18 protein-coding genes are annotated in these 18,049 nt (G+C 42.6%); 13 read left to right on the top strand and 5 right to left on the bottom strand.

The features are described from left to right. Positions 1 to 41: 41 nt before the first annotated feature. The 3 genes from BM176_RS11975 to BM176_RS11985 all read left to right on the top strand — a co-directional run bounded on the left by BM176_RS11975 (position 42) and on the right by BM176_RS11985 (position 3,352). Positions 42 to 2,087, top strand: coding sequence for an SGNH/GDSL hydrolase family protein (locus BM176_RS11975; RefSeq protein WP_090103155.1), 2,046 nt, complete (start codon positions 42 to 44; stop codon positions 2,085 to 2,087). A 33-nt stretch (positions 2,088 to 2,120) separates the two neighbouring features. Next, positions 2,121 to 2,627, top strand: a complete 507-nt coding sequence (locus tag BM176_RS11980) for a hypothetical protein (RefSeq protein ID WP_090103157.1) — start codon at positions 2,121 to 2,123, stop codon at positions 2,625 to 2,627. Between the two features lie 149 nt (positions 2,628 to 2,776). Then, entirely contained in the window at positions 2,777 to 3,352 is a 576-nt protein-coding gene (locus tag BM176_RS11985; RefSeq protein WP_090103159.1) for a DUF4352 domain-containing protein, read from the top strand. Between the two features lie 53 nt (positions 3,353 to 3,405). On the opposite strand, the gene BM176_RS11990 is transcribed toward BM176_RS11985, so the two are convergent. Together BM176_RS11990 and BM176_RS11995 are read right to left on the bottom strand one after the other, a co-directional pair. Further along, on the bottom strand, positions 3,406 to 3,897 hold the full coding sequence (locus tag BM176_RS11990) for a lysozyme (protein WP_090103161.1): 492 nt from the start codon (positions 3,895 to 3,897) through the stop codon (positions 3,406 to 3,408). Positions 3,898 to 3,971: 74 nt separating this feature from the next. After that, complete coding sequence (locus tag BM176_RS11995; protein WP_090103163.1) at positions 3,972 to 4,907, bottom strand: FecR family protein; 936 nt, start codon at positions 4,905 to 4,907, stop codon at positions 3,972 to 3,974. A gap of 222 nt (positions 4,908 to 5,129) precedes the next feature. On the opposite strand from BM176_RS11995, the gene BM176_RS12000 reads away from it, so the two are divergent. Further along, on the top strand, positions 5,130 to 5,363 hold the full coding sequence (locus BM176_RS12000; RefSeq protein WP_090103164.1) for a hypothetical protein: 234 nt from the start codon (positions 5,130 to 5,132) through the stop codon (positions 5,361 to 5,363). Here BM176_RS12000 and BM176_RS32440 read toward each other — a convergent pair. Next, positions 5,360 to 5,536 (bottom strand): hypothetical protein, encoded by a 177-nt coding sequence (locus BM176_RS32440; protein WP_177230375.1) that lies wholly within the window; start codon positions 5,534 to 5,536, stop codon positions 5,360 to 5,362. The two genes, BM176_RS12000 and BM176_RS32440, sit on opposite strands and share 4 nt — an antisense overlap. 453 nt (positions 5,537 to 5,989) lie before the next feature. Between BM176_RS32440 and BM176_RS12005 the strand changes: the two genes are divergently transcribed. The 9 genes from BM176_RS12005 (at position 5,990) to BM176_RS12045 (ending at position 14,191) form a co-directional block, all read left to right on the top strand. Beyond that, complete coding sequence (locus BM176_RS12005; protein WP_090103166.1) at positions 5,990 to 6,637, top strand: response regulator; 648 nt, start codon at positions 5,990 to 5,992, stop codon at positions 6,635 to 6,637. 15 nt (positions 6,638 to 6,652) lie between these two features. Then, entirely contained in the window at positions 6,653 to 8,074 is a 1,422-nt protein-coding gene (miaB, locus tag BM176_RS12010; protein ID WP_090103168.1) for a tRNA (N6-isopentenyl adenosine(37)-C2)-methylthiotransferase MiaB, read from the top strand. A 70-nt stretch (positions 8,075 to 8,144) separates the two neighbouring features. Then, entirely contained in the window at positions 8,145 to 9,395 is a 1,251-nt protein-coding gene (locus tag BM176_RS12015; protein WP_090103170.1) for a sigma-54 interaction domain-containing protein, read from the top strand. A 5-nt stretch (positions 9,396 to 9,400) separates the two neighbouring features. After that, positions 9,401 to 9,916 carry an LPS assembly lipoprotein LptE gene (gene lptE / locus BM176_RS12020; RefSeq protein ID WP_177230376.1) on the top strand — a complete coding sequence of 172 codons (516 nt, stop codon included), beginning with the start codon at positions 9,401 to 9,403 and terminating at the stop codon, positions 9,914 to 9,916. 41 nt (positions 9,917 to 9,957) lie between these two features. Beyond that, positions 9,958 to 11,070, top strand: a complete 1,113-nt coding sequence (locus BM176_RS12025) for a hypothetical protein (protein WP_090103174.1) — start codon at positions 9,958 to 9,960, stop codon at positions 11,068 to 11,070. Positions 11,071 to 11,080: 10 nt separating this feature from the next. Further along, positions 11,081 to 11,410, top strand: a complete 330-nt coding sequence (secG, locus tag BM176_RS12030; protein ID WP_090103176.1) for a preprotein translocase subunit SecG — start codon at positions 11,081 to 11,083, stop codon at positions 11,408 to 11,410. A 115-nt stretch (positions 11,411 to 11,525) separates the two neighbouring features. Continuing rightward, a complete protein-coding gene (mltG, locus tag BM176_RS12035) occupies positions 11,526 to 12,584 on the top strand; it encodes an endolytic transglycosylase MltG (RefSeq protein WP_090103178.1) in 1,059 nt (352 codons plus the stop codon). Between the two features lie 3 nt (positions 12,585 to 12,587). Beyond that, complete coding sequence (locus tag BM176_RS12040) at positions 12,588 to 13,529, top strand: YihY/virulence factor BrkB family protein (protein WP_090103179.1); 942 nt, start codon at positions 12,588 to 12,590, stop codon at positions 13,527 to 13,529. A gap of 77 nt (positions 13,530 to 13,606) precedes the next feature. Beyond that, positions 13,607 to 14,191, top strand: coding sequence for a redoxin domain-containing protein (locus BM176_RS12045; RefSeq protein WP_255373496.1), 585 nt, complete (start codon positions 13,607 to 13,609; stop codon positions 14,189 to 14,191). A 147-nt stretch (positions 14,192 to 14,338) separates the two neighbouring features. Here the strand turns inward: BM176_RS12045 and BM176_RS12050 are convergent, their stop codons facing one another. Next, the gene (locus BM176_RS12050; protein ID WP_090103183.1) at positions 14,339 to 16,843 is read right to left on the bottom strand and encodes a M14 metallopeptidase family protein; all 2,505 of its coding nucleotides are present in this window, start codon (positions 16,841 to 16,843) and stop codon (positions 14,339 to 14,341) included. A gap of 73 nt (positions 16,844 to 16,916) precedes the next feature. Continuing rightward, positions 16,917 to 17,306: a toxin-antitoxin system YwqK family antitoxin gene (locus BM176_RS12055; protein ID WP_090103185.1), complete on the bottom strand. Its 390-nt coding sequence runs from the start codon at positions 17,304 to 17,306 to the stop codon at positions 16,917 to 16,919. Between the last annotated feature and the right edge of the window lie 743 nt (positions 17,307 to 18,049).

Here is an 18,049-nt window from a genome sequence, read left to right on the forward strand (position 1 = left end):
TTCCTACATTTAAATTGTTAAACCCACAAAACCCTCAAACCATGAGTTTCTATCCCTTAGTACAACCTGTACATACCGCAGGCAATGTATTTTCATTCAAAGACATTACCCCTCCTTATCCGGATTCTCCCATTGGCTGGGGAGCACCCAATGCACCTGCAGATGCTACTGCGATTACTGCTGTATGGGGAGAAGTTCAACCCGCCGGAGGAATATCAGTACAAAGCACAGCCGCAACCGGCAGCCTGTCTGATATAGTAGTATTAAATGTCCCGGTCCCGGAGGGTGTCAACATCGTACACCTGTATTACGGAGAGTTCATCCCATTCAATTTTAATGTATCTGATGACAGGCTTACACTTACATCTTCAGACGATCTGACTAATCTGCTGGATGCTGTAAGTGCCTTATCTGTTACAGATATATTTCCGGCCAAAATAGAGAGCATTACGGAAGGAGTAATCACACTATCAACTCCACTGGATAGTATACTAACAACCGGTACACATCTGTTCCGGCACTTTGATGTACAGGTAAATATTACCCCGGTAGTAAAGACCGCAAAAAGAGTTGCAGTCCAAAGAATACTGCCCGTTGCAGAACAACTTGCCCTTGGTGCAAAAACATCCGGCAATGGCTTTAACCTGAAATGGACAGTATTACCAGCAGAGCTAACCACTGCACCTAAGTTCGTAGCAATAGGATCCTCCACCTTCGCAGGCAGCGGTGCATCTGTATATGCTAATTCAGTTGCAGGCAAACTCGCTGCACAACTCAATACTATTTCTCCGGGTACTGCCGTACTTTGTAATAACGCAGCATCTTTACAGGATACCCGTTATGCTTTGCCAAATGGTGCAGATCCACTCACCAAAGAAAACAGGAACATCTCTATGGCCATGGCAGCCAACCCGACTGCCATTATTATTGCATTCCCTACAAACGATATTGGTAATGGATTAACACCTGCTCAGTTCCGGGATAATATACAAACCATGTATTCCCTTGCCCGTCAACGGGGCATTCCCACATTTGTAATTTCTCCGCAGCCACGTACCGGCTATAACGTATCTCAGCAGAATGATCTGCTTACTGCGGCGGCATTGATTAAAGATATCATTCCGGTAGAATTCTATGCAGATGTAATGGAGCCGCTCAGAGATACAACAAGCACCACGAAACTTGCCGATTTAAACCCGCTGTATAATGCAGATAATATTCATCCAAACGATGCCGGGCATACCGTGATTTATAATATTCTCTGGAATCTTATCGTCAACTATTTTACGAACCCCGTTTATACTGCATATACTATCGAATCGGCTACTGTTAGCGGCAACGGTGTAATCCCTTATACCTGGAACTCTTTTGATACCATCACTTCCGGTTCCACCGTAAATAAGAACTACAGTCGTATAGATGGCGACTGGCACGCTTACCGCATCACTGCCACCAAGCCGGACAACAGCACTACCACTCCAAGTGATCCTATCTGGATCTATCAGCCTATTCTCTCCTCTGCTGTTGAACAAACAGTGCAGATCGATTTTGGGCTGACCACAACGACCACCCCTCCTGCTGACTGGAATAATTTTGCGACTTCCTCTTCAGGTCCAACATTGAACCAAACGTTAACCCTGACCGATAATCTGGGAGCATCCAGTGGCATTACAGCAACGGTTACCAAAACATTCACAGCTGCCGGGGCTGGTGGTGCAAATAGCGGGGCCTATCCTAAATATGTAATGCAGGATAACTGGTATATGTCCAGCACACAGGTATTAAGAGCACAACTTCAACTCAGCGGATTATTACCGGCGAATTTATATAACATTGAATTTCTAAGCAGCCGGGATACAACTACGATTGACAGAATTATGTGCCTTACCGTGAATGATGGAACTGCAGTAGATAAACGGGATTCAATGGCTTGTGCTATCGCCCCGGATACACCCAATCAGTTTGGTATCCGCACATTGCAGGGTATTGTACCTACTTCTGCCGGGGACATTACTATTGATATCCATTGCGCGGGCACCCTCTCCTATATCAATGGGATGGTAATAAGGAGAATGAGTAATATCTGAGGTCCGAAACGCGAAATTTGGTAATTTTGCATCATGACACAGGATTTACATCAATTACTGCCAGCAGACTTTCACCCTGCCTCCAGGGTGTGGATATATCAGAGTAACCGTCCTTTCAACGAACAGGAAGTACTGGAAATTAATGAACAACTACATCAGTTCACTACCCAATGGCAGGCGCACGGAGCCCCTGTTAAAGGATGGGGACAACTCCTGTTCAACCAGGTGGTGGTATTAATAGCCGATGAATCCGCTACAATGGTAAGCGGCTGTAGTACAGATAGTTCAGTCAGGATCATTAAGAGCATGGAGAACCAGTATAAGGTGAACTTCTTCGATCGCCTGTTGCTGGCCTTCCTGGTAAAGGACAAACTGCAATTACTACCAATGGCTCAATTGGCCTATGCCCTGGAAAAAGGCTTTATAGACGAAAACACTATCTACCTGAACAATACCGTATTAACAAAAAAGGAACTTGAACAAAACTGGCTGATAGCACTTAAAAACAGCTGGCTTGCAAAGAAGCTCTCCCTCGTTTAGTATATTCCACTGAAGGGTCCGGTAAAAGGCCCTTCAGTGGTTTTTTGTTTCATATCTAATTCGCCACCGTTAACTTTTCATTAACAGATTTTACAGACTTATAACGTATTGTTGTCCTAAATAATTCCACACTTAAAATTACCCACGTTATGAGCACTGTAACCCCACTCCCTGCAAAAAAGCAGAAACCCGGTATTTTAAAAATCGTCTTACTTATTATTGCTGTTCTTTTTGTTATTGGCCTCATCAGAAAACTGGTTGATGATAATCAAAAAGGAAAGGATGTAACCTCCACGGATGCTCCTGCCAGTACAGCTATAACTATCAGGCAAACACTCAAAACCCAGTATTTTGATGTTACCGTAAACAAGGTATCCATTGTAAAAAGAATCAATGATCCAAGCGGACTTGGTATGCACCATTTAGCAGACTCAGGTTCAAAGTTCCTGGTATTAAATACTACTTTCAAAAATACAGGTAGTGAAAGCCATATGGTGACAGATGGCAATGTGCATATAACCTATCAGGGCAAATCTTATAATTTCGATAATGCAGAAATCGTGCTAATGGAAGGTTATGATTTATTCACAGATCAACTGAACCCACTTATTGTTAAAACAACCAATCTGGTATATAAAATACCTGAGGAAGTAGGTGGGGAAGCATTCTACAATCCGGAAAGGGCTAAGATCGATGAAACAATCTCTCTTGGCATTATTCAATAAATAATGATGGAAAGAGTCTGGATCAAAAATACGATCCAGACTCTTTTTTTATATTATTCAAAAAACTCCAGTTCTCCCGCCAGGTATAAATAAGCCTCTGCTTTTCTCCTTCTGGTCAATCCATCCAGCACTTTCCCCCCGGCTACATTCCATTTCAGGAATTCACTCACAATAGTCGGATCTTTCGGATTCAGTTTAACCAGCTTAAGCAGGGTGCTATCTCCCAATCCTTCCGCAATACCATTATTATTCAGATCACTCCCTACATTATATGCGAATGAAACAAGACTGTCAAACTGCTGCTGTTTTAATACCACTCCTTTCGTCAGCTTATTTACATCCGCCACAAATCCCTTGGTGATACTGGCAAACAGCTTATCAGCATTCACCTGTGTAATCGTATCTCCTTTTTTCACCGGCAGGTCATTTTCATAGATTGTATTTCCCCAGCCAATTGTCCATATGCCTTTACTATCCTGGTATGCAGCTAATTTGCACTTCTCAAAGTGTTTGATAAGCTTTGTACCCTTATCGCCTAATTCCATAGTATAATGCTGTTTAAGATAAAGTAACAGACATTAAATATATATAATATCTATCACTTATCCCTATCTGCTCCCTACTTCCTTTCTGTTAGTATATATGTAGTATCTGTTACGTTGCTTATTGTAAGATCCATTGTTTCAGATAAGATAGCGAGTGCAACTGCCAGTGGAATTTCTCTGAAACGAATAGTAACATTTCTCTTAAGTATAGCCGGATCCATAACTTTCAGCTGTATATGATAAAGGGCAGATAATTCTTCCAGGACAATACCCAACGCCTGGTTGTTGAATGCAAGATCATTATTGGCCCATCCACAGCGGTATTCATAATTGCCTTCTATTCCGGATACCTCTCCGGTATATTGATCTACAATCCCCATTTTACCCCTGGTAAGCGTTACTGTATTGCTTTTCCCTTCCAGGCTTACCTTTCCATCCCATATAATAACATCTGCGCCTGCAGGCGTCCGTTTTACATTGAATGAGGTGCCCAGTACATGTATAACAGCATTTCCGGCTTTGATCCGGAATTCCTGCTTTTCATCTTTCACTATTCTAAAAAATGCTTCTCCGTTTCCGAGGATTACTTCTCTCCTTTTATAATGTAATGCTGTTCCGGGTTTAAGATATACAAGGGAACCATCTGGTAATAAGAGGCTGTCTTTCAGGACTCCGCTGGCTATGTAAGTGTTCCAGTGTGATGTAGAAGAATAATAGAAATACCAGCCGGTAATAACAAATAATGGTAATAATATGGCGGCTACCTTAAGCCACCACCTGTTATGGGATACAGGTTGCACCTGTTGCATCAGCATTTCCAGTCCTTCGTTCGTATTAAATACTCCGAATGGAGTATTGCCGGCAGTTTCCCAGATCCGTTTGATCTCACTATAAAGAGAACGGTTACTGTTGGAGGCAGACAGCCACTCCTGCAACATTGCCTGTTGAGATGTGCTGGCGCTCCCCGAAAGACTGGCGATTACGAAATCCTGAATTGCTGTTTTTTCCATGATTGTATACTACTATGACAATCCACGGAAAGCAAACATTGATGTGAATACTCATTTTTTTTCTTCCAGCTGTCACTTTTTAATAATAATCCGGTCTCATCAGCTATTTCCCGGGATTCAGGGTATTGAGTAAAATACATGTGACAACTACAAAAACATCCCTTCTCCTGCCTTGCTTTTTTCTATTTAAATACTTAATCTTGCAGATATTGAAAAAATACCATGATTAAATCCTATCCAATCTCATTTTTTACAAGAGACGATTCAAAAGTAATTGTTGATAAATTAAGTGAAAATGAATACTTTTTTACGATAAAACGTGAAAATGGGGAAAAAGATACGCTTACATGGCGTACGGTACCTGGAGAAATAAGGAAGAGTACCAGCCCTGATGAAAAGATTGCCCCTCATCAGCAACAGGCTTTAAATGCATTCTGGGAGTTGTACGAATACTAATCTGCTAACATCGTATAAAGTAATAAACAGGAAAAAATCAGGGTGCCTGTTCCATCCACAGTAGAATCGTATTTCAAATGGTTTATTCTGATGGCTGGATTAGATTTGAAGAAATTATTCATGTTTAGTTCCAATGCACCGGTGGTTGGACTAACAAAATGTCTGCTTTTCATAATTTTTGAGGAGGTTTTGTTGCAATATACGATGCTTCACACTTAGAATAAGTTAATAGTTTGATTATTAGTACTATAGTAAAAATTTTAATTGGTATAAAACTTAATATAGTTTTAGAGTCTATACATATAAACAAGTATTACAGCATAAATACAAGTGATCCCATTTCTCATAACTCCCTGTAAATAAATATTTTCGCTCAAGCACCGTACTAATCCATTTTTTTTGTAGACTTGCATTAATTTGTCGGGCGCAATACTTTACTTCTCTCATATTTATTAGTTTTTTTGTTGGATTTACCCCATATATTCTCTGTACTATGATGAGTACTGGTATATTCTCTAACCTCATTCCCTCTATGTATCCGGTAGCTACCGTAATACCTTTAGCTGTCCGTCTAATTGTCTTGATGTATAGTTCACACTTTCCTTTCACTATTAATACTCCCCAAAATGTCTATTCCCGTTAAGATCACCATTGCAGACGACCACACCCTTTTCCTGGATGGCATCTGTTCCATGTTACAACAGGAAAATAACCTTCAGGTGATCAATACTGCTGCTGATGGCAAAGAGCTGCTAACCCTGCTAGACATAGAACAGCCGGATATTGTGATACTTGATATAAATATCAGCGGGCTGGAAGTAACGAAACAGATTAAACAACGCTATCCCTGCACACAGGTTATCATATTATCGTCTTACAATGAACCTCACCTCGCATCCCAGGCCCGTAATAATGGGGCCAGTGGATACCTGCTTAAAAACTGCAGGAAGGACGACCTCATCCACGCCATCCATCTCGTAGTGGCTGGTGGTTTCAGTTTTCCCGGTAATACTAGTTATACGGATACCACATTCCTGAAAATGTATCACCTTACCAAACGGGAAATGGAAATCGTAGAACTAATCAGCAGGCAATACACTAATCAGCAGATAGCAGACCTTCTTTATCTCAGTATTTATACCATAGAAACTCACCGTAAAAACATCATGCAAAAGCTGCAACTGAAAACCCCCGCAGCTTTGATCAGGTTTATACTCACTAACCCATGCCATTCTGTCATTTTCGGATTTTATTGCTTAGTTTTGCTTTCCTAAAATTACTTGCAAAGAATGGTTGACCAGGTTACTAAAGTGCATGACGAAACCCGTCAGGGAGAAGCTTACGGGCCAGCGGCTACAGAAACACAGAGTTATACAAAAAAATTCTATATAGAAAGCTATGGTTGCCAGATGAACTTCAACGATAGCGAAATTGTGGCTTCCATCCTCAAAGAGGACGGTTTTGGGCCTACCCGCAACCTTGAAGAGGCTAGCCTGATTCTTCTCAACACCTGTTCCATCAGGGAAAAGGCGGAAGTTACCGTTCGTAAACGCCTCACAGAATTCCGTAAAATAAAGCAACGCAACCCGGAATTGCTGGTAGGCGTGCTCGGTTGTATGGCAGAACGCCTGAAATCCAAACTGATAGAAGAAGAGAAACTGGTAGATATGGTGGTGGGACCAGATGCTTACCGCACCCTCCCTGCTCTGATAGAAGAAGCCGAAACCGGACAGAAAACTGTGAATGTTTTACTGAGCCGGGAAGAAACATATGGAGATATTAATCCTGTACGATTGGATAGCAACGGCGTTACTGCCTTTGTATCTATTATGCGCGGGTGTAATAATATGTGTTCCTTCTGCGTTGTACCATTTACCCGGGGCCGTGAACGCAGCAGGGATATGGATTCTGTGATTAAAGAGGCTACAGATCTCTTTAACAAAGGCTATCGTGAAGTAACCCTGCTGGGGCAGAATGTGGATTCCTATTACTGGGTAAATCCGGAAGATGCTTCCACCGTTATTACTTTCGCCAACTTACTGGAAAAGGTAGCGCAGATCAGCCCTCTGCTCAGGGTACGTTTCAGTACCTCTCATCCCAAAGACATTACAGACGAAGTGCTGTTCGTGATAGCGAAATACGAGAATATCTGCAATTACATCCACCTGCCGGTACAAAGCGGCAGTACCAGGATTCTGCAGCTGATGAACCGGACTTACACCAGGGAATGGTATATGAAGAAAGTGGACCGGATCCGTGAAATACTGCCCGACTGTGCCCTGTCTACCGACGTGATCACCGGTTTCTGTACCGAAACAGAAGAAGATCACCAGGAAACCCTTAGTATGCTAGACTATGCCCGCTATGACCTGGCTTACATGTTCTTTTATTCAGAACGCCCGGGCACACTCGCAGCCCGCCGCTACCAGGATGATATTCCGGAAGATGTTAAAAGAAGAAGACTGGCGGAAGTAGTAGAACTCCACCGCAGCCACTCCCTGTTAAGCATGCAGAAAGATGTGGGCAAAACCTTTAAGGTACTGGTGGAAGGAACTTCCAAACGCTCTGAGGAGCATTTGTTTGGCAGAACAGATCAGAATAAAGTGGTGATCTTCCCTAAAGAAGACCACAAAAAAGGCGACTATGTATGGGTGAAGGTAACAGATTGTACTGCCGGCACTTTATTAGGAACATCGACTGGAAAAGCATAAAAAGATAAATTATTGGATCACTACTCGTTTTGTTGTTCCCACGAGAAGAGCAAAAAGATAAAATAAGGATATGGATAACATACAGTCCATTAAAAACAGGTTTAGCATTATCGGAAACTCCCCCGCATTGAACTATGCGCTGCAGGTTGCAGCGCAGGTAGCCAATACGGATCTTACCGTATTGATAGTGGGAGAAAGCGGCGTTGGTAAAGAAGTGTTTTCCAATATTATCCATTCTCTGAGTGCCCGGAAACATAACCCATTTATTGCCGTTAACTGCGGCGCCATTCCGGAAGGCACAATTGATTCTGAATTATTTGGTCACGAAAAAGGCTCTTTTACCGGCGCGGTAGATAGTCGTAAAGGTTATTTTGAAACCGTAAGCGGTGGTACTATCTTCCTGGATGAAATCGGGGAAATGCCTCTTGGTACTCAGGCCCGCCTGCTGCGTGTACTGGAAACCGGTGAATATATCAGGGTGGGATCATCCAAAGTACAGAAAACAGATGTACGGGTTATCACCGCTACCAACCGCGATCTGCTGGATCATACCCAGCAGGGTAAATTCCGCGAAGACCTTTACTACCGCCTGAATACAGTGCCCATCAGAGTACCTTCCCTGCGCGACAGGAAAGAGGATATTTACCTGCTGTTCAGGAAATTCTGTGTAGATTTTTCCGAACGTTATAAATCGCCCTCTATCCAGCTGGATGATGAAGCCCGTGATATACTGGTAAACTATCCCTGGAGAGGTAATGTGCGTGAACTGAAGAATATGGCGGAGCAGATTTCCGTACTGGCAGTGGATAAACTGGTAAATGCCAGGGAATTAAGGCGCTTTTTACCGGAAGTTCTGGAAACATCCAGGCTGCCTATGCTGGCAGGACCACACTCCAACGGTACCAGCGATTTTGCCAGCGAAAGGGATATTCTCTACAAACTATTCTTTGATATGAAGAAGGATGTAACGGAATTGAAGAAGATGTTCTTCGATATCCTGCAAAATCCTAACATCGTACATAATAATAATTTCCAGGATAATCATGTGATGCATAACTTCCATCCGCAACAGGAAGTAACGGCAACCAGCAATAACACAACAACGCTTTCTTCTCCGCAGCCCTTTATCCTTCAGGATAGTAATAAGATAGATCACCACGAAGAGGTGGAAGAAACATTATCTATTGCCGACAAGGAAAAAGAGCTGATCGTTAAAGCGCTGAAAAAACACAAAGGCAAAAGGAAAGATGCAGCCCTTGATCTGGGCATATCAGAAAGAACATTGTACAGGAAACTGAAAGAATATAATATCAACGAATAATGAAAATGATCAGATTATTTCAGGGGATAATTGCGATAAATATACTGCTGGTATTGGGCGGATGCTCCGTTAAATACTCAGCTTCAGGTGCCAGCATAGATCAGGGCGCCAAAACGGTGAATGTAAGGTTTATTGAAAACAGGGCTCCAATCAACAACCCTCAGTTAAGCCAGAACCTCACTGAAAAACTGCGAACCAAGATCCAGTCACAAACCAGGCTTACGCAAACCAATGAGGATGGGGCTGATTATGAGTTCAAAGGTGCCATTACCGGGTATTCTTTTAGTAATGCTGCTGTTACGAATGTGGATAAAGCATCTACTTCACGCCTGAATGTGACCGTAAGTATTACTTTTATCAAAAGAATAGGCGATAAAAAGGGCTTTACACAGTCTTTTACCCGCCCGGCAGAATTCTCGGCCTCCCTGCTGCCCAGTGCTGTAGAGAACGGGTTGCTGGAAAATACCATCATCCCCGGGATAGTGGACGACATATTTAATAAAGCTTATGCTAACTGGTAAGTGTCTCATATTTAATTTTTTTTCATACTTTAGCAGCACATATGACCGCGAACAGGATCATTCAGCATATTTTCCAGGCACCTGATATTAAACAGGTTAACGAGTCTGCATTGGAGCAGATGGTAACGGCATTCCCGTATTTTACCACTGCCCGTTTGTTGCTGGCCAAGAAACAATACAGTGCACAGCGTAACCTGCTGGCGCCTGCTGTTAAAAAAGCCCAGCTGTACAGTACGAATATGCATTACTTCTACCGCTTTATTACTACCGAAGAAGCGGCTGTGGTTCCGGCACCTGTTGAACCTGAAACACCTGTTCACACTGCTCCTGCAGCCTACATAACTGAAAATGAGGTAGTTGCCAAAGAAGAAGCGGCTCCAGAGGCAGCATATGAGGCTCCTATAGAAGCTCCTGTAGTTGCCAGGGAAATGACATACGAGGAATCTGTTATAGAAGAAGCGCCTGCCGCAACATATCAGGAACCCGTTATAGAAGAAGCGCCTGCTGTAGAAGAAGCGCCAGCCGTTACACCGGAAGCAACTTATCAGGAACCGGCTAAAGAAGAAACTGCAACCTTTACACCCAAAACGATTTATGTGGAGCCCGCTCCTGTGCCGGTAGCAGAAGAAGTGCCTGTTCGCCAGGAGATGGCGGATACCACAGTAAACACTGGTGAAGTAGAAGAGCAGATCAAGATCTTCCCACTGGAAATGAACTCATCTGAAAGTACGCTGACCTATCAGCCATTATATACAGATGACTATTTTGCTTATAAACGCCTGAAAGAGCCAGAACAGGCAGAAGTACTCAATGAAAAAGGTGCTTCTGAAATGAAAAGCTTTACATCATGGCTGAAAGATATCAAACATACTTTTTCTGAGAAATCGACCCGGCAGCAGTATCATGAACAGCTGACCCGCAGTTATGAGGACTTTGATCCGGAAGTATCTGAAGCAGTAGAAAAGATGGCGATGGAGTCTATCACCCTCACAGATGACGTTGTTTCTGAAACGCTGGCAGAAATCTGGGCCCGCCAGCGGCAGTACCAAACGGCCATCCACATATATCAAAAATTAAGTTTGCTTAATCCCAACAAAAGCGCTTATTTTGCGCAAAAGATTAAGGAATTACAGTTACTAACAGACAATAATTAACACATATATTATGTTATTCATTTTCGGTATATTAATCATCCTGGCCTGCGTGCTGTTGGGCTTTTTTGTACTGGTGCAGAACCCTAAAGGTGGTGGATTATCCGGTTCTTTCGGTGGTTTCGGTAACCAGGTAATGGGCGTTCGTCAGACTACAGACGTACTTGAAAAAGGTACCTGGATCCTGGCTGCACTGATTGCAGTACTTTGCCTCACATCTACTTTCTTTATTGGAAAGGGCACTGCGGCTAAACAACCTAAAACTATTATGGAACAAAATGCTGGTAGCAGTCCTGTACAGGCTCCTGCTCCTACTGTGCCGCTTCCAACTAAAAAACCGTAATACGGCCTATAAAGCTTTTCAGGAACCTCGCCGTTAAAAGCGAGGTTTTTTATTGAATACACCACGCTACCAAAATGAATGATGGTAGCGTTTTCATGAATACCACCTTCCCTCTATGGCAAAAAAGAGTAAATCCAAGCAGAAGAAACAAAAATCAATCTGGGTAAACCGATTACTGGTAGCCGCATGCTGTCTCGCCGCCGGCCTGATGGTATACATTGGCTTCCGTGTATTTGGCCCTAACACAAAAGCATTCGGAGACAACAAATTCTTTTATGTGCGCACCGGCAGTACCTATTCCAATGTACTGGACGGACTGGAACAACAGGAAATTATCCGTAGCCGCAGTAGCTTTGACTGGGTGGCACGTGAACTGGGATATCCTAAACGCGTAAAAGCTGGCAAATACAAAATAAGCCGGGGAATGAGCAACTTTGAAATCGTGAAACTGTTGCGTTCCGGCCGGCAAACACCGGTTACCCTTACCATAACTAAGCTGCGGACAAAAAAAGACCTGATCCGTAAGATCTGTTCTAACCTGGAAGCCGATTCGGCTACCTTACTGGCATTGATCAACGACCAGGTATACCTCCGGCAGTTTAACGTAGATACAAATACCGTGATGTGTGCCATTCTCCCTAATTCCTTCCAGTTTTACTGGAATACATCTGCTGAAGGTGCTTTCAGAAAAATAGAAGAAGGAAGAGAAGAGTTCTGGACCGATGCCCGTAAAGAAGCTGCCCATCACCTGGGCCTCAGCATGAACCAGGTAACCATCCTGGCATCTATAGTAGAGGAAGAAAGCAATAAGAACGATGAGAAACCGCTGATTTCCAGCGTATACCTGAATCGCTTCAGAAAAGGGATGCGCCTGCAGGCAGATCCTACCGTGAAATTTGCATTGCAGGATTTCGGACTTAGAAGAATAAGGGAAGGTCACCTCCTTTTTGACTCCCCTTATAACACTTACCGCTACGAAGGACTTCCTCCGGGTCCTATCTGTACACCATCCATCAAAACACTGGAAGCTGTGCTGAATACCCCGGAAACAGATTATATTTATTTCTGTGCTAAATGGGATTTCTCAGGTTATCATGCATTTGCAGCTAATTATGCAGATCATCTGAAAAATGCAAGGGCATACCAGGCGGCGCTAAACGCAAGAGGAATATAACATATGTTCAAACCTGAAAAACTTGTACTGGAATCAAAACCATTTCGTCAACTGGTACACAGAAGCAAAACGCTTGTGTTACCAGGTTTTGAGGGAGTGCCGTTATATGATGTAGTCCGGTTTTTCATGAAAGAAACCCGCAATAAAAGCCTGGGGGAAAGGGCAGCAGCCATCTCATTCAATTTTCTGCTGGCCATTCCCCCATTCTTTATCTTCCTCTTTACATTAGTGCCCTACATCCCTATGAAAAATGTAGAGGCCACCCTATATGAACTGGCACAAGATGTAACGCCCAACTACAATACCTACATCATCCTGCGGGATATGATCCATGACTTCCTGTATACACATCGTAATGGATTGTTGTCCATTGCGTTCTTAATGGGATTTTTTGCTTCTTCCAATGCCGTAATGGGCCTTATGCGCTCTTTTAATAAAAAATCGCCCGGTTTCAGAAGAAGGAAATGGTGGGCGAAACGTTTAACAGCATTAAAACTAACCGCCATCCTGGTATTCCTGCTACTGCTGACTGTAATTCTCATCATACTTCAGGGTACTGTATTGCAATACGTTTTTCATACTTTCGGAATTACCAATAAACGGATTCTTTCTATTGCAGACATGACCCGCTGGCTGCTGATAGGATTGCTCTTCTTCTCTACCCTGTCTGTAATCTACCGCTTTGTTCCCGCTACTACCAAAAAATGGAAGTTCATTACCGCCGGGGCTACCTTTGCAACTATGCTGATGATCCTGATGACCATATTATTCTCTTTTTTCGTGAATAATTTTGGTAACTATAACAAGATTTACGGCTCCGTTGGCACCATCCTTATCCTGATGTTATCTGTTTATTTCTACTCTTTTATCTTACTCGTTGGCTTTGAACTGAACGCAAGTATCAAGATCCTTAAAGAAATAGCCCGTACGCGTAATGAATTATAAAAAAATCGTATCTTAGTATAGTGTTTTTGTGTAGTATTTCCAGTGTTGCAGCCCTAAAGTAACCTATACTTTTACCTATGTTAAAGATTTGTTCTCAACTTGTTATTTATTCATGGTTCACCTTTATGAGTGCACCTGATTTTCCACTGGAAATAGGCGCCCCGCTTCCTAAAGCAGATATAATGTTACAGGATGTTTCTGGGAAAGATATCACTCTTAATAAGGCCCGCCAAAGTAATGGTATCCTGGTAATGTTCTCCGGCAATGAATGCCCGTATATTGAACGTAACAAGGCAAGAACGCAGGAAATATGCAAGTATGCTCTCAGTAATAATATTGGAGTGGTGCTAATCAATGCAAACGGGAATGCCAGCATTGCGGCCATGAAAGCATATGCTGCAGAACAGCAATATAACTGGTATTATGTGGCTGATAATAAGGGAGAACTGGTGGATGCTTTTGAAGCTACCCATATGCCGGAATGTTATCTTTTTAACCAGAATGCAAAGTTGGTATACAAAGGTTCTATAGACGATAATCCCGGTAATGCAGATGCTGTAAAAAGCCGTCATCTGAATAACGCCATTAACGATATGCTGGCAAATAAGGCACTTAAAGTAAATACAACTGCAACTATAGGCTGTAACATTAAAAGGTTCTAGAAGAACCTTAAAGATGCTAATAAACCATAAATTTTTGCTGGTTATAGTTGGCTAAATTGTGTAACGAAAGGAGCTCTGATTATAGTTGCATTAGATTATTAACGACGGTTACACGGGTGCTAATACTCCGCTTGATGCTTGATGGTGCTAATACACCATAAAAACAGCATTGCCGAACATTAACTTACCGTTCTCCCAGAAACTGCGGAATAATACATCATCTGCCAGCATTACTATTTTGCCGTCGCCTATTTCTTTCACGCCAAAGAGTAAACCGTCTTTTAGTTTTTTACGGGTTTCTGTTCCAACAAAGCCGCTCAGGTAATTATCCTTTTTCAGGATACCTACATTCCAGCCGCCATCTTCCAGGTATTCATATATTTTACCATCCTGCTTAAGGGTATAATAGATTTCCGGGAAGCCAAAGGCCAGTGGATGGGTATTATCCAATTGTACTTTATAGATCGCTCCCGGTATCATTTGTTTCACGCTTTCCCGCTCCCTGTTACCATAAGATTTCAGCAATGCATATTCATCTTTCTTTTCCAGCAGGTCATCTTCCGGCTTTTTCATTTTGATGCCCCAGTCGAGCGATGCTATCTGGCTCAATGCATCCTGCATGGCAATCAGCTTTCCACCGGCATTGACCCAGTCCTTCAACCGGTTGGCATTTTCCTTTTCTCCCAGGTATTTATAATTACCATCAGGCAGAATCAGCACATCAATATTTTTCCAGGTTACGATATCCAGGTTTTTCTCATCTACCACTGTAACCGGGTATCCTATCTGCTGTTCGAAGAAATGCCATATCTCACCAGCTGCCAGGGAAGAGATCCCATCTCCTGTTACAACCGCCACACGTACAGGTTTGATATAATGCACCTTATCGGAACCAAAGTCCATTCCCTTTTCAACAAAACCTGTTCCTACCACATCCAGTCCTGTTTTAAAAGTATTGGCCAGTGTTGTTACATCCTCATCAAAATGAGCACCATTGCCGGAGCGTGTAATGATCAACGTACCTGCAGAAAAAGATTTTCCACTTGCCGTAAAAGGAGCTTCGGCATAACGGACACGGATCTTCTTTTGCAGTAATGCCGCCAGGAATTTTACATCCTTGATACTATTCCAGCGAGCCAGGTAAGCATACGGTTTTGCAGCTGCCAGGTAAAGATTGTTAGTAGCAGGGAAGCTGTCTTTTGCCGGTTCCAGTGGCTGCTGAACAGCATACGCTGGTAAACCGTAAGCATAAGGCAAGGCCCATGCAGTAATATCGTAAGTAATAGAATCGCTTAAATGAGAAACGGGTTCAAATAACACCCGCAGTAAGTTGGAACGGGGTTGCGCGGCACTGATCACCAGGTCTTCCTTCTCAATAGAAAATCCTTCTGTTTTCCCATTAAAATAATTGAACCCACTTGCTTTGGCAACGGAAGAACCATAACCGAAACGGATATTATTTTTGCATAACAGGGTAGCCAGACTAGCCAGCTTTTCTGTATTACCGGCGGCCTTTATTACATAAGCATTGTAAGGACCATCAGGCGTATGTACTGCATCGTAAAAATATTTTGTATAATCTGACAGTAGCCCATTCGCCTGTTGGGAAGCTATTTCAATGGTAGATAAACCGGTAGTAAGATGATGAGAAATACGTTGTGAAAGTGTGAGAGTATCTCCGTCTTCCTTCAATGCAGCAATGCCTGCATGTCCGCCGCCGCCCTGCTCATAAGTCATCCCGATAGCACCATTGTAGGTAGGATAGGTATCACCATAACTGGGGTAAAACATATCAAACACTTCTTTCGTAAAATACAGCCAGCCTTCATTATCGAAGTACTTTGCATTGTTCTTCCCGATGAGGGTTTGCATATTACGCTGCCAGGGTTTGATCACTTCATGCAAAGGTTCTGCTGCCGGAGCAAAGTAATAAGGCGCGTTAATGGATTGCTCGTGAAAGTCAACATGTACCTGTGGCATCCAGCGATTATATTGTAAAATCCGTTGCTGCGATTCTACCTGTGTTTGCCAGGCCCAGTCGCGGTTCAGATCAAAATAATAATGATTGGCACGTCCACCGGGCCAGGGTTCGTTATGTTCCCGGGCAAATAATACCGGGTCGGTCATTTGTGTATGTACCTGGTTATAGAAATTTATATAACGTTCTCTTCCATCGGGATTCAGGCAGGGATCAATAATTACTACTGTATTCTTCAGCCATTCCTGTTCCGGTGTATTTTTTTTAGCAAGCCGGTAAAGGGTCTGCATTGCTGCTTCTGAAGATACCGCTTCATTACCATGAACATTGTAACTCAGCCATACGATCACAGGCTCCCCGTTTGCAGATTTCTCATTCCCTCCTGCCAGCTCCAGATTGTGTTTCCTGATATGCTCCAGTTTACTGAAATTATCCGGAGAGGTGATAGTCGCCAGCATGAGCGGACGTCCTTCGTAGGTAGTACCATATTGCTCCAGTGACATGTTTGGGGTAACGGCTCCTACTGCCCGGAAGTATTCCAGCACCCTGTAATAGGGTGTAAAGCGTGTTCCAAGCTGATAACCGAGAAACTGTTCAGGCGTTTGAAGAGATTGAGCTGAACTTTGCTGCACAAGGCAACAAAGAAGAATGAATCTGAAGAAATGTTTGTACATAGCCAGGCAAGCGTATTTATACCGTAATTTACACAATTCATCCTTCTTTTATCAGCTAATTACAAGGGTGGTACTACTCTTTCATTGTCTCTCCCAGCAGACTAAAATTCTGGGTACAATCCAGTTGACCATCAATGCGGTAATATGTAAACAAACCGGTACGTTGGTCATTATGCCAGTTACCGGTTTCTGATAACTGACCATTGGCATAATAGATCAATCTGAAGCCCTCAAGTTTACCGTTTTTACGGCAATACTGTTCCTTCACCCTGCCATCTCTGAAATAAACTTCTACCAGTTCTATTTCCGGAGCTTCTGGTATTTTGTAAACCCGTTTGTACACAGTACCATCATCATCCCGCATTATCTGCCGGAGGATTAAACCGTTATTGTTCTGATTTTTACAGCTGATTGTAACAACAAACAGCATTAAACTGCACATGCATTTCACAGCTGCCTTCATAGATAATTATAAGGGGTAAAACTCAACACCGATTACTCAAAACCTGTCCCTTACAAACATATATAAAATATCAATAAAGCAAATAACACGTTAGTTTAATTATTACAGAATAATCACTACCCTAACGGCTATCCCTATATTTTTCGTAAAACAGTATTATCAACAACGGTTTATCTGCATATATATATTCCCGTTATCGTTGATTTGCAGGTACCGCTACTTTTCTAAAAATACCAGTCCCGGGCGGAATCTATATAAAAAATAGAGATTGCGCCGAAATTAGTCACCTAATAGGGCTAAATGTGCTTAAAAAATAGAGATTTAGCCCACATTCGGACTGGAAGACAACAAATATTCCATTGGGTTCGTACAGAATTCAATTACTATGAATGACTTGTTCGGATAAATGAATAAATGTTTGTTTGTTTTTAATTATTGAAATAGGTAATTCTGGCTGGCATCAGGGCATCGGTTCAACCTTGCCAAGACAGCGCGATTGGGATTGAATCACGGGTTGCCCCCAGCTGTAGCACAGGTCGAACAGCTGTTTGTGCTCAATGAGTGTTCAAAGTGTGTTCCAGGTGTGTTGCAGGAGTGTTGCAACTACGAACTCACTATTAACTTGCTATCAACTCTCCTTCAAGAGGAACCTTTAATTCCTGAAAAGCGTTGTATGAATCTATTATTTTGGGTCTTTCTCATAATACCGGGTTTAAAGATGAATGAATGAAATCGTATCCCAC

The organism is Chitinophaga sp. CF118, assembly GCF_900112615.1.
GTDB lineage: Bacteria > Bacteroidota > Bacteroidia > Chitinophagales > Chitinophagaceae > Chitinophaga.

Bases quoted from the DNA above. Each gene is read 5' to 3' on its own strand.
- BM176_RS11975 (WP_090103155.1), top strand. From the start codon at position 42: ATGAGTTTCTATCCCTTAGTACAACCTGTACATACCGCAGGCAATGTA.
- BM176_RS11980 (WP_090103157.1), top strand. From the start codon at position 2,121: ATGACACAGGATTTACATCAATTACTGCCAGCAGACTTTCACCCTGCC.
- BM176_RS11985 (WP_090103159.1), top strand. From the start codon at position 2,777: ATGAGCACTGTAACCCCACTCCCTGCAAAAAAGCAGAAACCCGGTATT.
- BM176_RS11990 (WP_090103161.1), bottom strand. From the start codon at position 3,897: ATGGAATTAGGCGATAAGGGTACAAAGCTTATCAAACACTTTGAGAAG.
- BM176_RS11995 (WP_090103163.1), bottom strand. From the start codon at position 4,907: ATGGAAAAAACAGCAATTCAGGATTTCGTAATCGCCAGTCTTTCGGGG.
- BM176_RS12000 (WP_090103164.1), top strand. From the start codon at position 5,130: ATGATTAAATCCTATCCAATCTCATTTTTTACAAGAGACGATTCAAAA.
- BM176_RS32440 (WP_177230375.1), bottom strand. From the start codon at position 5,536: ATGAAAAGCAGACATTTTGTTAGTCCAACCACCGGTGCATTGGAACTA.
- BM176_RS12005 (WP_090103166.1), top strand. From the start codon at position 5,990: ATGTCTATTCCCGTTAAGATCACCATTGCAGACGACCACACCCTTTTC.
- miaB (WP_090103168.1), top strand. From the start codon at position 6,653: ATGGTTGACCAGGTTACTAAAGTGCATGACGAAACCCGTCAGGGAGAA.
- BM176_RS12015 (WP_090103170.1), top strand. From the start codon at position 8,145: ATGGATAACATACAGTCCATTAAAAACAGGTTTAGCATTATCGGAAAC.
- lptE (WP_177230376.1), top strand. From the start codon at position 9,401: ATGATCAGATTATTTCAGGGGATAATTGCGATAAATATACTGCTGGTA.
- BM176_RS12025 (WP_090103174.1), top strand. From the start codon at position 9,958: ATGACCGCGAACAGGATCATTCAGCATATTTTCCAGGCACCTGATATT.
- secG (WP_090103176.1), top strand. From the start codon at position 11,081: ATGTTATTCATTTTCGGTATATTAATCATCCTGGCCTGCGTGCTGTTG.
- mltG (WP_090103178.1), top strand. From the start codon at position 11,526: ATGGCAAAAAAGAGTAAATCCAAGCAGAAGAAACAAAAATCAATCTGG.
- BM176_RS12040 (WP_090103179.1), top strand. From the start codon at position 12,588: ATGTTCAAACCTGAAAAACTTGTACTGGAATCAAAACCATTTCGTCAA.
- BM176_RS12045 (WP_255373496.1), top strand. From the start codon at position 13,607: ATGTTAAAGATTTGTTCTCAACTTGTTATTTATTCATGGTTCACCTTT.
- BM176_RS12050 (WP_090103183.1), bottom strand. From the start codon at position 16,843: ATGTACAAACATTTCTTCAGATTCATTCTTCTTTGTTGCCTTGTGCAG.
- BM176_RS12055 (WP_090103185.1), bottom strand. From the start codon at position 17,306: ATGAAGGCAGCTGTGAAATGCATGTGCAGTTTAATGCTGTTTGTTGTT.